Annotated in this window: 5 protein-coding genes; all 5 read left to right on the forward strand. The window is 44.2% G+C overall.

Going from position 1 to position 16,703, the window contains the following annotated elements:
- The first annotated feature begins 8 nt into the window (after positions 1–8).
- The 5 genes from ACFW2W_RS02060 to ACFW2W_RS02080 all read left to right on the forward strand — a co-directional run bounded on the left by ACFW2W_RS02060 (position 9) and on the right by ACFW2W_RS02080 (position 16,487).
- On the forward strand, positions 9–1,055 hold the full coding sequence (locus tag ACFW2W_RS02060) for a TauD/TfdA family dioxygenase (RefSeq protein WP_378172660.1): 1,047 nt from the start codon (positions 9–11) through the stop codon (positions 1,053–1,055).
- A gap of 23 nt (positions 1,056–1,078) precedes the next feature.
- Complete coding sequence (locus tag ACFW2W_RS02065) at positions 1,079–4,450, forward strand: amino acid adenylation domain-containing protein (protein WP_378172666.1); 3,372 nt, start codon at positions 1,079–1,081, stop codon at positions 4,448–4,450.
- Positions 4,447–10,185: an amino acid adenylation domain-containing protein gene (locus ACFW2W_RS02070; protein WP_378172669.1), complete on the forward strand. Its 5,739-nt coding sequence runs from the start codon at positions 4,447–4,449 to the stop codon at positions 10,183–10,185. The genes ACFW2W_RS02065 and ACFW2W_RS02070 overlap by 4 nt, the downstream gene beginning before the upstream one ends.
- 137 nt (positions 10,186–10,322) lie before the next feature.
- Positions 10,323–14,855 (forward strand): amino acid adenylation domain-containing protein, encoded by a 4,533-nt coding sequence (locus ACFW2W_RS02075; protein ID WP_378172672.1) that lies wholly within the window; start codon positions 10,323–10,325, stop codon positions 14,853–14,855.
- A 219-nt stretch (positions 14,856–15,074) separates the two neighbouring features.
- On the forward strand, positions 15,075–16,487 hold the full coding sequence (locus ACFW2W_RS02080; RefSeq protein ID WP_378172677.1) for an aspartate aminotransferase family protein: 1,413 nt from the start codon (positions 15,075–15,077) through the stop codon (positions 16,485–16,487).
- Positions 16,488–16,703 lie beyond the last annotated feature (216 nt).

Here is a 16,703-nt window from a genome sequence, read left to right on the forward strand (position 1 = left end):
GAGGTCTAATGAACACCCCAAAATCTCCTAAACTCAGCCTTAAAAAAGTAGGGACTGCCCAAAGAAAATCAATTACTATCTCTGAAGGTGAATTGATTAAAGTAGCACCCCTGCAACCTAACCAACTACCGCTCGTTATCGAACCAATGGTAGACGGCTTGGACTTAATTAGTTGGGCGCAAAATAATCGTTTATTCATGGAAACTCAACTTCCCAAGTCCGGGGGAATACTCTTCCGCAACTTCAAAATTAATGGCATTGAAGTATTCGAGCAGTTCGTCAAAGCCACTTCTGATGGTAAATTTTTACCGTATCAAGAGGGTTCGTCACCGCGCACTCTGGTGAAAGACCATATTTATACTTCCACCGACTATCCAGCCGACCAAAATATCTTTCTTCACAGCGAACTTTCCTACGCCAATACATGGCCTTTAAAAGTTTACTTTCACTGCGTAAAACCTGCGGAACAAGGTGGAGAAACGCCAATTGCGGATATTCGGAAAGTATGCGATCGCATTCCTTTGCAAATACGCGATCGCTTTCTCCAAAAAGAAGTGATGTACGTTCGCAACTTTGGCGCTGGACTCGGACTTCCCTGGCAAAAAGCGTTTCAAACTTCAGATAAAACCGTTGTCGAAGCATACTGCCATGAGAATGACATTGAGATGGAGTGGAAAGAAGGCGACAAGCTGCGAACTCGCCAAATTCGTCCGGCGGTAGTTAACCATCCGAAAACGGGCGAAACAGTTTGGTTTAATCATGCAGCTTTCTTTCACGTATCAACTCTAGAAGCAAAAATTCGTCAAGCAATGTTAGCATTTTCGGAAATTGAGCTTCCCTACAACACTTATTACGGGGATGGTTCCCCCATTGAACCCGAAGTTTTAGAGGAAATTCGCTCTGCTTATCGCCAAGAAACTGTGATGTTTCCTTGGCAAGCAGGAGATATTTTGATGCTCGACAATATGTTAACTGCTCACGGAAGAACACCCTTCGTCGGTTCGCGCCAAGTTGTTGTAGGCATGGCTGAACCTTTTAGCAGTAGCCATATTTAATCCAGCCTAGACGAGGTTTAAAAATGAAAAATAAAGTTTTAAAAATGCCCAGTGAAACCATTCAAGGATTCCAAATTTCTCCCCAACAAAAGCGCCTTTGGGGGTTGCAAAAACTTGATTTAAATCAAGATTATCAAGCTAGGTGCTATCTTTTAATTGAAGGGGTTATCAATGTAGAGATGTTTAAAACATCTCTGCAACAAATTGTCAATCAACATGAAATCCTTCGCACCCATTTTCGTTGCCTATCGGTAATGACAATTCCCCTACAAGTTATTTCAGAGAAAAGCACGATTAACTGGCAATCTATTGATTTTAGTCATAGTAATATCCAAAAACAAAAAATACAACTTGAAGCGCTTTTTAACAAAATAAGTAATCAAAACTGTAATTTGGATCGAGATTCCTTATTACAGTTAACCTTAATTACTCTGTCAGAGCAGAAGCATATTTTGCTGATTAATTTACCTGCTCTTTGTGCCGATACTGCAACTTTACAGAATTTAGCAAAACAAATTAGTCGTACATACGCTGCTTGTTGTCTGGGTACGGAACTCGACGATGAAATCATGCAGTATGCCGACATCTCGGAATGGCAGAACGAATTGCTGGAAGGAGAAGACACGGAAGCGGGACGAAACTATTGGCAAAAGCAAGACTTTTCTGCACTGTTAAATATCGAGCTACCCCTGGAAAAAATAGTTTCAAAACCAGCAAACTTTCAACCGCAATTGATTACCCAAACAATTAATACCGAGCGAGTAGCCAAAATAACAGCATTAGTTAGTAAGTATGGAACCTCTGTGCCGTCATTCCTTCTTACTTCTTGGACAATTTTGCTTTGGCGACTCACCAAACAATCAGATTTGGTAATTGGGACAGCTTTCGATGGACGGAAATACGAGGAGTTAGAATCAGCGCTGGGATTGTTTGCCAAATATTTACCGATTCAAAGTCATTTAGAAGCAAAGCTTTCGTTTGGTGATTTATTGCAAAAAGTTCATCAAGCACAACAAGAAGTTTACCAATGGCAAGAATACTTTAGCTGGGATTTGAGCGCAGCGGCTGATTCATCCTTTTTCCCAGTTTGTTTTGAATTTAATCAATGGGTTGAAAAGTATTTTGCTGCTGGTGTTACCTTTTCAATTGAGCGGCACTATACCTGTATTGACCGCTTCAAGATTAAGCTTGCTGGCGTTGAGCGGGAGAACTCTTTGAGTGTCGAGTTCCACTACGACGCAAACTTATTTGATGAAGCGGATATTCAGCGTTTAGCCGGACAATTTAGCACTTTAGTTGATAGTGTCCTCGAAACTCCAGATGTTGCAATTAGTGAGTTAAAAATTCTCAGCGAGGTAGAACGCCAGCAACTTTTGATTGAGTTCAACAATACAAAGATTGATTTTCCTCAAATTCAGGGAATACATCAACGATTTGAGCAACAAGTTGAACGAACGCCGGACGCGATCGCGCTCGTTTATGAAGACGAACATCTGACTTATAAACAGTTAAATCAATGCGCTAACCAACTCGCTCATTCCTTGCGAAAGCTGGGTGTCGCACCAGAAGTTTTAGTTGGTCTTTATCTAGAACGCTCCCTAGAGATGGTTGTTGGACTGTTGGGAGTGCTGAAAGCTGGGGGAGTTTATGTCCCCCTAGACCCCACCTTGCCACCGGATCGTCTAGCGTTCATCCTGCAAGATACTCAGGCAAAGGTGCTGTTAACGCAACAACAGTTAGCCCCAAACCTTCCCGACTCAACAGCTACCGTTTTCTGCTTAGATTCCGAGTCGGAAATGCAACAAGAGAGCGATCGCAACTTAGAGCCAGTTGCAACAGCAGAGAATCTTGCCTATATAATTTACACCTCCGGCTCTACCGGAATACCCAAAGGTGTCGCCATTGAACACCGACAAATTCTCAACTATCTCAATGGCATTTTGGAAAGATTGAATCTTCCAAATGGTGCCAGTTTTGCAATGGTTTCTACCTTTGCTGCCGACTTGGGAAATACAGTCTTATTCCCCTCTTTGTGTACGGGAGGATGTCTCCATATCATCTCCCAAGATCGCGCCGCCGATGCTGAAGCGCTATCGCAATATTTTCAACAACATCCAGTTGATTGCCTCAAAATAGTTCCTTCTCATTTATCGGCTTTACTGGCATCCTCTCAACCAGAATTTATTTTGCCTCGTCAGCGATTAATTTTGGGTGGAGAAGCATCTAGTTGGGGTTTGATTGAGAAAATCCAGAACTTGGCTCCATCCTGTCGCATTCTCAATCACTACGGGCCAACAGAAACAACTGTCGGCGTACTTACTTATCAGGTGGAAGGCGGGAATGTAGCTAATGTTTCAAAGACAGTTCCGCTCGGTCGTCCGCTAGCAAATACCCAGATTTATATACTGGATAATCATCTTCAGCCTGTGCCAATTGGTGTGTCTGGTGAAATTTACATTGGTGGAGAAAGTTTAGCGCGAGGTTATTTAAATCAGCCGGAACTAACAGCAAAAAAATTCATTTCCAACCCCTTCATAGAGAGGTATGAGTTTTCAGATTTGAGTATTGAGTTAAAAGATATTCCACCCAACTCAAAACTCCGAAACGCGATAAATTGGCGTCTCTACAACTCAAAACTTTATAAAACTGGAGATTTGGCTCGCTATTTGCCTGATGGAAACATTGAGTTTCTGGGACGAATTGACCATCAGGTAAAAATCAGGGGCTTCCGTATCGAACTAGGGGAAATTGAGGCGGTGCTAAAGCAGCATCCAGCCGTAGAACAGGCTGTGGTTGTAGTTCGTGAGGATGTGCCTGGTGATAAGCGTCTAGTTGCTTATTCGGTTTTGAGTCAGCAGCAGGCGAGTAGAGGAGAATCCACTCAATTAAATCTAATGAGTGACTTACGTTCTTTTGTAAAAGCGAAGTTGTCGGAATACATGATGCCTTCAGCTTTTGTAATTTTAAAGACTCTGCCTTTAACTGCTAACGGGAAAGTGGATCGGGAAAAAATGCCAGCACCTGAGCAGATTCGACCAGAGTTAGCAGGAACATTTGTTGCTCCCCGCAGCAGTGTTGAGGAGGTATTAGCTGGAATTTGGGCTGAAGCCATCGGGATTGAACAAGTAGGCATTTACGACAACTTTTTCGAGCTAGGAGGGCATTCGCTGCTAGCAACTCAGGTGATTTCCCGATTGCGCGATGCCTTTAATGTCGAGTTGCCTTTGCGGCAGTTTTTCGACTCTCCCACTGTCGCGGATTTAGCAGTAGCGATCGCTCAAAAACTAGCTGAACAAACCGATGAGGAAATGATGGCTCAGATGTTAGCAGAGTTAGATGAAATATCGGAGGAAGAAGTCCGAGAAGTTTTGGCAAAAGAAGGAGTAGGCAAATGAGTAATTTAAGCGATCGCATCGCCGGACTTTCTCCAGAAAAACGCGAGTTGCTGCTCAAACGGCTTAATCAGAAAAAAGAGCCAAGCGCACCAACCCAAATCCCACGCCAAAACCGGGAATCTAACTCGTTTCCCTTGTCATTTGCCCAACAGCGGTTGTGGTTTTTTGACCAACTAGAGCCAGGAAATACCAGCTATAACATCCCTGCGGCTGTGCGGGTTGAGGGAACGTTGGATGCGATCGCTCTCGAACAAAGTCTCAACGCAATTATCGAGCGTCACGAAGTCTTGCGAACTGCCTTCACGACAGTGAATGGGCAACCCGTTCAAGTCATTACCCCAGATTTGAAATTAACGCTTCCACTCGTCGATTTGCGGAAACTTTCCAACACCGAACGAGAGCAAGCAGTACGGCAATTAGCCACCTCAGAAGCGCAAAAACCCTTTGACCTCACACAGGCACCTTTGCTGCGAGTTAGCTTACTGCATCTAAGCGAATTTGAGTTTGTGGTGTTATTCACGATGCACCACATCGTTTCTGATGGGTGGTCAATGGGGATATTTATTCAAGAGTTAGCTACCTTTTATAAAGCTTTCGCTTGTAGAGACGCGATTAATCGCGTCTCTACACCCCGCAACGTCTCTAGACCCCTTCCTGAATTAAATATCCAATATGCAGACTTTGCAGTTTGGCAGCGACAGTGGCTACAAGGAGAAGTTTTAGAAGCCCAGATTGCTTATTGGAAAAAGCAATTGGGGGGCAATCTTCCTGTATTAGACTTGCCGACAGACCGACCGCGACCTGCGGTGCAAACCTTCCAAGGCGCAGAAGAAAAATTTGTCTTGTCCAAGGCGCTGACTGAGGCACTTACTAAATTAGGTCAGCAGCAAGGAGCGACTTTATTCATCGTTTTGCTCGCGGCGTTCAAAACCTTGCTTTACCGTTACACTGGACAGGAAGATATTTTAGTTGGTTCGCCAATTGCCAACCGCAACCGGGCTGAATTTGAAGGACTAATTGGTTTTTTTGCGAATACTTTAGTTTTGCGTACCGACTTATCGAATAATCCTACTTTTAAGGAGTTGTTAGGACGGGTGCGCGAGGTGGCGCTGGGAGCATACAGCCACCAGGATCTTTCCTTCGAGAAGCTGGTAGAAGTGTTGCAGCCAGATCGAGACATGAGTCGTAACCCGCTGTTTCAAGTGTTGTTCGCTCTGCGGAATGTTCCCACAGAAACTTTAGAATTGCCGGGGGTTTCTCTCACTCTTGAAGAGATGGAAAGCCAAACGGCAAGATTCGATTTGGTACTCAACTTATCCCAGGAAACAGAAGGTTTTACAGGCGTATTTGAATACAACAAAGACTTATTTGATGCCAGCACTGTCCAGCGGATGGCAGGACATTTTCAAACGTTGTTAGAAAGTATTGTTGCAAATAGCGATCGCTCCATCTCTACATTGACATTTTTGACGCAACCCGAACGGCATCAGTTGTTAGTGGAGTGGAACAATACTCACACGAACGACTCGCCGGATCGGTGTCTGCATGAGTTGTTTGAAGAACAAGTGGGACGAACACCAGACGCGATCGCTATCGTTTTTGAAAACCAACAACTTACCTACGCCGAACTCAATGCTAAGGCGAATCAACTAGCGCATCATCTACAAAAACTCGGCGTGAAGCCAGAAGTTTTAGTGGGGATTTGTGTAGAACGTTCTCTAGAAATGGTAGTGGGATTGCTGGCTATTCTCAAAGCAGGTGGAGCCTACCTTCCACTAGATCCAGCCTATCCGCCGGATCGCCTTGCTTTCATGTTAGAAGATGCACAAGTTTCGGTGTTATTAACCCAAAAACGGCTGTTAAATACCCTACCGTCGCATAATGCCAAGATTGTATATTTGGACAGCGATTGGGAAACTCAACAAATCTATAGTCAAAATTCAGTTCAAAATCCTTCCAATTTAGCCTATGTTATCTACACTTCCGGCTCAACCGGACGACCCAAAGGCGTACAAATTTCCCACACCTGTGTAGTCAATTTTCTAATTTCTCTACGCCAGAAATTAGAAGTAACGGAGCGAGATATTTTCTTAGCTGTTACCTCCTTATCTTTTGATATTGCCGCGCTGGAAATATTCCTCCCAATAACTGTAGGATCTCGCGTTGTCGTAGTCACCCGTGAAATCGCCTCTGACGGCGCACAGTTGTTAACAACATTGACCCATTCTGGGGCGACCATCATGCAAGCAACGCCTGCCACTTGGCGACTGCTTTTGACAGCAGGATGGCAGGGTAGCAAAAACTTGAAAATCCTTTGTGGTGGCGAAGCCTTACCTCGACAACTCGCCGCTCAATTGCTCGTGCGAGGCGATCGCTTGTGGAACTTGTACGGTCCCACCGAAACCACTATCTGGTCTACTATCTATCCGGTTGAGAGTAGCGACACTATTTCCATCGGTCGTCCGATTGCCAACACGCAAGTTTACATCTTAGACCGCTATCTACAGCCTGTCCCTGTGGGTGTTACGGGTGAACTGTATATCGGCGGGAAAGGTTTATCTAGAGGCTACCTAAATCGACCTGAACTGACAGCACAGAAGTTCATTCCCAATCCGTTTTTAGAGAAGTCAGAAAAGTCGGAATTATTATACAAAACTGGAGATTTAGCGAGATATCTGCCGAATGGTGAATTGGAATATTTGGGACGCATCGACCACCAAGTTAAGATTCGCGGCTTCCGGATTGAGTTGGGCGAAATTGAAGCGGTACTGAGCCAACATCCAGCAGTGCAGCAAGCTGTAGTTATTGCCAGAGATAATTCTAGCGATCGCAATTTGCTTGCTTATGTCGTACCGAAGCAAGAGGAAGCTGCAACAACACCCTTACAACTGCGCTCATTTCTCAAGCAAAAGTTGCCTAATTACATGGTGCCTTCTGCCTTTGTACTGCTAGAGGCAATTCCTTTAACACCCAACGGAAAAATTGACCGTCGCGCATTGCCAGAACCCGACACCGCCAGACCAGAGTTAGATAGCGCCTATATTGCTCCCCGCACCGCCATTGAGGAAGTTGTAGCAGGGATTTGGACTCAAGTTCTAGGTCTTCAGCAAGTCGGTATGCGCGATCGCTTCTTTGACTTAGGCGGACACTCGCTGTTGGCAACTCAGGTAATTTCTCGCCTCCGCGAAGCCTTTCAAGTTGAACTCCCCCTGCGCTATCTGTTTGAGTCGCCTACAGTAGCTGGTTTGGCAGAACGTATCGAAGCTTGTCGCGCCCAACAAAGTCTTCAAACTCCGCCCCTAGTGCCAGTTTCGCGGGATGGAGAATTACCCCTCTCCTTTGCTCAACAGCGACTGTGGTTCCTCGACCAATTAAATTCGGGCGATGCCTATAACATTCCCGCAGCAGTGCGCCTGGTAGGTGCGCTCAATGTCGTAGCGCTAAAGCAAAGCTTTCAGGAGATTATCCAGCGTCACGAAGCTTTGCGGACAACCTTTGCCACTGTGGAAGGGCAACCCGTGCAGGTAATTATCCCATCTGCTACTTTTAAACTGCCAGTAATAGACCTGCGAAAGTTGCCACCATCCGAACGAGAAGCGGAGATGCTGCGACTTGCCACCGAGGAAGCGCAACGACCTTTCGACCTCACTCAATTGCCGTTGCTGCGCGTCACTTTATTACAACTGGATGAGGCAGAGAATGCGGTACTGCTGACCCTGCATCACATCATCGCTGATGGCTGGTCAATGGGGGTACTGATCCGGGAAGTGGCGACATTCTACGAAGCCTTTTGTGCCGGGAAACCCTCGCCACTGACTAAATTGCCCATACAGTACGCAGACTATGCAGTTTGGCAACGACAATGGCTGCAAGGGGAAGTTTTGGAAGCCAAGCTTGCTTACTGGAAGCAGCAGTTAGGTCACAACCCGCCCCAGATGAAACTACCCACCAAACAACCGGATGCTTCTACTTTTCAAGCTGCCATTCAATCCTTTGAGCTATCTCCAAAGCTATCTGAGGCACTAAATGTACTCAGTCGCCAAGAGAATGTAACTCTCTTCATGACCCTGCTGGCAGCCTTTCAGACGCTGCTGCACCGCTACACCAATCAGGATGACATCATTGTTGGCACCGATGTCGCCAATCGCACTCTAGTTGAAACTGAATCGTTGATTGGTTTCTTTGTCAACATTTTGGTCTTACGCACTGATATGCGTGGCAACCCCAGTTTCCGCGAATTGCTCAAGCGAGTGCGCGACATAACTTTAAAAGCTTATGTCCATCAAGACTTGCCCTTTGAGAAGTTGGTAGAGGAACTGCGTCCTGAAAGGAATTTGAGCCGCACTCCCCTGTTTCAAGTGTTGTTCGTGATGCAGAATACGCCCGTTCCCACTTTAGAGTTTTCAAGCTTAACTTTAACCCCAATTGAAGTAGAGGGCGGGACAGCGAAATTTGATTTAGTGCTATTTGTGTCAGAAACAGAGGATGGCATTGTTGGCAGTTGGAAGTACAACGCCGATTTATTTGATGCGGATGCGATCGCTCACCTCTCAGCTCATTTTGAAACCCTCCTCAACAGCATTGTCGCGCAGCCGGATACTCGCCTCAATCGTTTAGAAATCCTCACCGAAGCTGAAAAGAAACAAAAAGCTATGCAAGAAGTCAAACGCGAAAAAAGTAACTTCAGCAAGTTCAAAAACATCAAACCCAAAGCCGTTACTCTACCTAAAGGCGAATTAGTCAAAACCGAATCTCTCCAACCGGGAGAAACATTCCCCTTAATTCTCAAACCTGCTGTAAACGAGGTTGATATCGTTGACTGGGCAAAAAACAACCAAGAATTAATCCAAACCAAGTTATTACAACATGGAGCAATTTTATTTCGAGGCTTTAACGAACCTTTAGTTTCCATTTTTGAGCAATTTGCCCAAGCCATTTGTCCCCAATTATTCGGGGAATATGGAGACTTACCCCGCGAAGGAGTTAGCGGGCAAGTTTACGGTTCTACTCCTTATCCTGCGGATCGATCTATCTTGTTTCATAACGAGAGTTCGCATTTACACCGTTGGCCTTTAAAAATTTGGTTTTTCTGCGTCAAAGCTGCACAGCAAGGCGGAGAAACCCCGATTATCGACTGCCGCAAAGTCTACCAACTACTCAATCAACTTAAAGAAAGATTTGCCCAAAAGCAAATTATGTACGTCCGCAACTATACAGACGGATTAGATGTTAGCTGGCAAGAATTTTTTAGAACGACAGACAAAAGTGTGGTGGAAGATTATTGCCGGAAAGCTGTAATCGAGTTTGAGTGGAAAGAAGACAATGGTTTGAGAACTCGCCAGATTCGTCCGGCGATATCTAAGCATCCAAAAACGGGAGAAACGGTATTTTTTAATCAAATTTTCTTGCATCATGTCTCCTGCTTAGATCCAGCAGTCCGCACCTCTTTATTATCTGTATTTGGAGAAGAAAATCTGCCCCGCAATGTCTATTACGGAGATGGCACTACTATTGAAGATTCTGTAATCGCAGAAATTCAAGAAGTTTATCGACAGGCATCTGTTAGTTTTCCTTGGCAGGAAGGAGACATATTAATGCTGGACAATATGTTAGCTGCACATAGTCGCAACCCATTTGTAGGTTCGCGGAAGATTGTGGTAGCTATGGGAGAAATGATGGCTGACGAAGAACGTTGCCGTCCCGCCGGGGAATTTATTCCCCGTCTAATAGCTTAAGTCCCGCCGGGGAATTTATTCCCCGTCTAATAGCTTAAGTCCGTTAAAACGGACTGAAAAATTTAAATGTTAGGCGGTTTTAACCCCTGGCTGGTGAGTGGAAACAAGAAAAATATTAAAAACGAGCAATTTGAACAATGCAAACAATTAATGGATTTCGGTTATCTCCTCAGCAAAGATATCTTTGGGTGTTACAACAAGATAGCGCCGCTTATTGCGCTCAATGTGCCATTTTGATAGAGGGAAACCTTAAAATAGAAGTTTTAGAAGAAAATTGGCAACAAATTACCAATCGTCATGAAATTCTCCGGACAAGTTTCCATCGAGAACCAGGGATAAAAATACCAATCCAAGTAGTTAGCGATCGCATCCACGTAACTTCTTGGTATTCTATCAATCTAAGCAACTGTAATTCCCAGGAACAAGAAGCCAAGATCGAGGGAATTCTTGAAGAAGAAAGGCGCTCAATTTCTACTTCTGAACCTGCTGGTTCGCTGTTGCGTGCATCCCTAATTACTCTGTCAGATGACAAACATCTTTTAATTGTCACTTTGCCTTCCCTTTGCGCTGACAGTTGGACATTGAAGAATTTGGTACAAGAAATTAGCCAAGGATATGCCGCCAGTCTTCAAGGTGAGGAAATAGCCGAGGAAGAAATTGTGCAATATGTACAATTTTCGGAATGGCAGAATCAATTGCTTGAGGATGAGGATGATTTAACGGGTAAAGAATACTGGAAGCAGCAAGATTTCTCTATCTTGGCTAATTTTAAGCTGCCTTTAGAGAATAAATTGCTTGGCTTACCAGCTAACTTTGAACTCAACTCTATTGAGTACCAGATTGAGCCAGATTTGGTTGCCAAAATTACAGCGATCGCGCAAAAATACAATATTTCTATTTCAGCCGTTTTACTCGCTTGCTGGAAAACCCTACTTTGGCGACTAACTAGACAGCCAGATATTATCGTAAGCACTGCTTTTAATGGTCGAAAATATGAAGAATTAGAGCCAGCGCTAGGATTGTTTGCCAAATTTTTACCGCTTTGCACTCATTTAGAAGATAGCTTAATATTTAGTCAATTAGTGCAGCAAGTTCAGCAGTCTGTAAGCGATGCCGATAAGTGGCAAGAATATTTCTGTAGGGAAAAGATTAGGAATACAGATTTAGCCATTTTTCCCTTTGGTTTCGAGTTTGAAGAACAGCTAAACAAGTATTCTGCTGGCGATTTATCATTTTCGATTTACCAGCAGTACGTCTGCTGCGATCGCTTCAAAGTAAAACTCTCTTGCGTGTGTCGGGATGATTCGCTGAGTGCAAAGTTTCACTATGATGCCAGCATCATCGGTATAGAGGCGATTCAATCCTTGGCAGAACAATTTCATACCTTAGTGGAAAGTGCTGCTAACAACCCAGAAACTGCAATCAGTCAGTTAAATATACTTAGCGATCGCTCTCGACACCAATTATTAGTTGCATTCAACAACACTCAAGTTGACTATCCCAAAATTAAGTGCATCCACCAACTGTTTGAAGAACAAGCAGAACGCACCCCAGACAACATTGCCGTTATATTTGAAAATCAACAACTGACCTACCGCGAACTCAATGCGGGTGCTAACAAAATAGCGTATCACCTGCAAAAGTTGGGAGTTAAGCCAGAGGTCGTAGTCGCTATTTGCGTTGAACGTTCCCCAGAGATGGTGATGGGAATGCTAGGCATTCTCAAAGCAGGTGGTGCATATCTACCGCTAGATCCGGTAATGCCAACAGGACGCCTCGCCTTGATGTTGCAAGATGCTCAAGTGCCAGTATTGTTAACTCAGAAACAGTTTTTAGAAATTCCTCAACACAGCGCCAAAGTCCTATGTCTGGATACAGATTGGGAAACCATACCAGTCGAAAGTCAAAATTCTATCCAAAAACCCTCAAATCTCGCTTATGTAATCTACACCTCCGGTTCCACTGGCACACCCAAAGGAGTTGCGATTGAGCATCAACAACTGCTGAATTATCTCAACGGTATTATCAACAGACTAAATTTACCAGCAGGTGCCAGTTATGCGATCGCTTCCACCTTCGCCGCCGATTTAGGTCATACAGTTGTTTTCCCGGCTTTGTGTACGGGTGGGTGTCTTCATATAGTCTCGCAAGAACGCGCAACTGACCCAGAAGCACTGGCAACTTACTTTCAACAACATCCGATTGATTGTCTCAAAATTGTTCCCTCTCACCTATCTGCTTTACTGACAGCTTCTAATCCCGCGCACATCTTACCTAGAAAGCGATTAATTCTGGGTGGTGAAGTTTTAAGTTGGAATTTAATTGAGACAATTCAAAAACAAGCTTCCGGCTGCCAAATCTTCAATCATTACGGTCCCACAGAAGCAACAGTAGGCGTACTTACTTATCAGTTAGAGCATCAGAAAGCGGATTGTATTTCTGAAACAGTTCCTCTAGGTCGTCCAATCCCTAACACGCAGATTTATATCTTGGATGCTCATTTTCAGCCAGTTCCAATTGGCGTACCGGGTGAGTTATACATCGGCGGTGCTGGTTTGGCGCGAGGTTATCTGAATCGACCGGAACTCACAGCGCAAAAGTTTATTGCGAACCCGTTTAATCAAAACCTAACCCCCCAGGAGAATTGCTCCCCTCCCCAGCCAAAAAAATTTATTCCTTTTCCCTCCCCTACAAGGGGAGGCTTAGGGAGAGGTGGTTTGGGATTGGGGGAAAAGTCTGAATCCCTCCTTTACAAAACTGGAGACTTGGCTCGTTATTTACCAGATGGAAACATTGAGTTTGTGGGACGAATTGACGACCAGGTAAAGATTCGGGGTTTCCGCGTTGAGCTAGGAGAAATTGAGGCGGTACTGTCGCAACATCCATCTGTACGCCAGAGTATCGTTTTGCTGCGAGAGGATGAACTGGGACAGTGTTTAGTGGCTTATATCGTTTCAAATTCAGCACTAATTCACAATCTGCGTTCCTTCCTCAAAGAGAAACTACCGGAATACATGGTGCCTTCTGCTTTCGTAGTTTTGAAAGCTTTACCGCTTACCCCAAATGGCAAAATAGACCGTTCGGCATTGCCAGCACCGGAGACAATAAAACCCGTAGCAGATACATTTGTAGCTCCTCGCAACGGCGTTGAGGAGGTACTTGCTGGAATTTGGATTCAACTTCTCAAACTTGAAAAGGTAGGGATTTATGACAATTTCTTCGACCTTGGGGGACACTCTTTACTCATCCCTCAGTTACTTGCCAAAATGCGAGAAACTTTCCAGATAGAACTGTCCTTACGCGATTTTTTTGATGCTCCTACCATCGCCGATTTAGCAAGAAGCATCGAAATGAAACAGGGAGTAATTCCTTTTGTTTCTCCCGCCTCGAATTTAAATCTAAACGCTGAAGCTGTCTTAGATCCGACAATTCGCCCTGATTCTATACCTAACCGCCCAACCCCCTTCCATACTATGGAAGGGGTTGGGGGAGAGGTTAGATTTGAGGCTGAACCCAGTTGCATCTTTTTAACTGGAGCAACCGGGTTTTTAGGAGCTTTTTTACTTTCCGAACTTTTGCAACAAACGCCAGCAGATATCTATTGTCTAGTACGTGCTAGCAATGCAGATTCAGGGAAAAAACGCCTACAAAATAGCCTGGAATCTTACTCGCTTTGGGAGGAAAGTTTAAACTCACGAATTATCCCCATTTTAGGAGATTTATCTCTACCGTTGTTGGGGCTTTCAGATGAGCAATTCCGAGAAATGGCAAGTCTAATCGATGTTATCTATCACAACGGTGCATTAGTTAATTTTACTTATCCATACTCTGCTCTCAAACCTGCCAATGTGCTGGGAACTCAGGAAGTTTTGAGATTGGCAAGTTTAATTAAACTTAAGCCAGTGCATTTTATTTCCACAATTGGCGTCATCTCGGCTGCTGGTTCGGGTTTGCAAATCGTTCGGGAACAGGACAGTATTGATGATTGGGAAGCGGTAAGCGAAGCTATCCTGAAGGGAATCGCTAGCGGCTACACCCAGAGTAAATGGGTTGCCGAAAAGTTAGTCACGATTGCTGGCGAACGAGGACTTCCGATATCTATTTACAGACCCGGACGTATCTCAGGACACAGCCAAACGGGTGTCTGCAATACCGACGATCATACTTTCAGAATGATTAAAGGCTGCATTCAGCTCGGAAGTGCCCCAAAGCGTGACACGATGGTGAATTTAATTTCTGCGGACTATGCGAGTCGAGCCATCGTTCATTTATCAAGACAGAAAGCTTCTTTGGGCAAGGTTTTTCACCTTGTCAATCCCCACCCTATCCAGTGGAACGAACTGGTTAATTTGATTTGCTCGTTTGGCTATCCACTGCGGCAAATTTCTGATGAACAGTGGCGAACGGAATTAGGCAATTTGGCTGAGCGATCGCTCGATAATGCCCTATATCCGCTACTGCCAACTTTTTCGGAAAGCGAATCTCATCAAACTAAGATTAGTGAGTTAGTAATTCGCCATATTGACTGCCAGAATACACTCGCTGGACTGGAAGGAACTTCTATTGTTTGCCCGCCAGTAAATAGGGAATTGCTCAGTACCTACTTCTCATATCTCATTCGCAGTAAATTTCTGAAGGCTCCAGAGCCAATTGGAATACAGACATCCTAAATGAGTGACGACCGCAGAGAGAGGAAAGAGGATTTGACAATTCATTTAGCTAATTTGTAGGGAATGGTTGAACGATAGTGCAACCCAACAATCGCTATGTTTCGTTCTTCAACCCAGCCTAAAATATTAGGGTATTTCTGCCAGAATGCAAGACTTTTAAGTGAACATGATTGGTGCTTCAGAAAGCAAACGTTAGTTTTAACAAAAGGAAATTTCATCATGCAAACCATTCAACCGGAATCTACAAATAGCCCCTACCGTCAGCAAAAGCATTTAGAAACCTTCATTGAACGCTACACCAAGCGGACAAAAACTTCAAAACAACTCGCACAAGCCTATCGTCCAGTTCTAGCTGACAACAAAACCTTTGTAGAGTTCAGTTTTCCTTTCAAGGAAATGTTTTATTCTATTGTTGCCAAACGCTCCCAAGGCTCTAAAATTTGGGATGTCGATGGAAACGAATATATAGATGTAACGATGGGATTTGGGGTCAATCTTTTTGGTCACAATCCACTCTTTATCAAAGAAGCTTTGCAAGAGCAACTTGAGCAAGGAATCCAAATTGGCCCTCAATCCGAGTGTGCCGGTGAGGTTGCCCAGCTAATTTCTGAACTGACAGGAATGGAGCGAGTTACTTTTAGCAATACAGGCACAGAAGCCGTAATGACGGCGATCCGCTTGGCAAGAGCTGCAACAGGTCGTAACAAAATCGCCATGTTTTCAGGCTCTTATCACGGTCATTTTGATGAAGCATTAGCGAAAGCCAAAAGAGTAGATGGAAAGCTACAAACCGTGCCACTTTTTTCAGGAATACCGCATAATATTGTTGAAGATGTTTTGATTTTAGATTATGGAAATCCTCAATCTTTAGATGTAATAAAATCGCATAATCAAGAATTAGCGGCTGTGCTAGTTGAACCCGTGCAATCTCGCAGGCTGGCTCTACAACCTAAAGAATATTTACAACAATTAAGGCACTTAACCCAACAATTAGGAATAACCTTAATCTTTGATGAAATGGTTACTGGATTCCGAATTCATCCAGGCGGCGCACAAGCATGGTTTGGCGTTGAAGCTGACATCGCAACTTATGGAAAAATTGTCGGTGGTGGGATGCCGATTGGAATCATTGCTGGCAAAGCTAATTATATGGATGGTATTGATGGCGGTAATTGGAACTACGGAGATTCATCTTATCCTCAAGCGAAAACAACATTTTTTGCCGGAACTTTCTGTAAGCATCCACTAGCTATGGCTGCTGCGAAAGTAGTTCTTCAGCATCTCAAAACTCAAGGAGCAAGTCTACAGGAGCAGTTAAATTCACGTACGTCGCACTTTGTTGAAACAATCAATAATTACTTTGAAACAGAGAAGATGCCTATCCGAATGGCACATTTTGGTTCCCTGTTCGGTCCTGCTTCTTCTGGTAATGCTGCCTCTTCAGGAGAGTCTACTTCTTTAAGTGTTTTGGACTTGTTATACTATCACTTGCTCGACAGGGGAATTATGCTCCGAGGCGGGGGTGGTTTCTTATCCACAGCCCATACAAATGAGGATATCGAGCGGATGGTTTGGGCGGTTCAGGATAGTGTAGAAGAATTACGGAAGGGAGGTTTTGAATTTTATATTTAGCGTCATCTAACGCAATTATGACGCAGAAGAAAAAATAGGTCAAATCAACATGACTATCTTTTCTAAAGCGGAAATAAACTGGCAGCGTTGGCGTTGCTGAATTAGGGTATGATGCGAGCGAGAATGCGAGAGGGGAGCCGAAAATGATTTCTTTGATTTTGATAGGGAATTGGAACATCTCCAAATCTGAGATAATGAATTAGTAATCGAATTGAA

Origin of the sequence: Coleofasciculus sp. H7-2, assembly GCF_042747725.1 — a bacterium.
Taxonomy (GTDB): Bacteria; Cyanobacteriota; Cyanobacteriia; order Cyanobacteriales; family FACHB-T130; genus FACHB-T130.

Bases quoted from the DNA above. Each gene is read 5' to 3' on its own strand.
- ACFW2W_RS02060 (WP_378172660.1), top strand. From the start codon at position 9: ATGAACACCCCAAAATCTCCTAAACTCAGCCTTAAAAAAGTAGGGACT.
- ACFW2W_RS02065 (WP_378172666.1), top strand. From the start codon at position 1,079: ATGAAAAATAAAGTTTTAAAAATGCCCAGTGAAACCATTCAAGGATTC.
- ACFW2W_RS02070 (WP_378172669.1), top strand. From the start codon at position 4,447: ATGAGTAATTTAAGCGATCGCATCGCCGGACTTTCTCCAGAAAAACGC.
- ACFW2W_RS02075 (WP_378172672.1), top strand. From the start codon at position 10,323: ATGCAAACAATTAATGGATTTCGGTTATCTCCTCAGCAAAGATATCTT.
- ACFW2W_RS02080 (WP_378172677.1), top strand. From the start codon at position 15,075: ATGCAAACCATTCAACCGGAATCTACAAATAGCCCCTACCGTCAGCAA.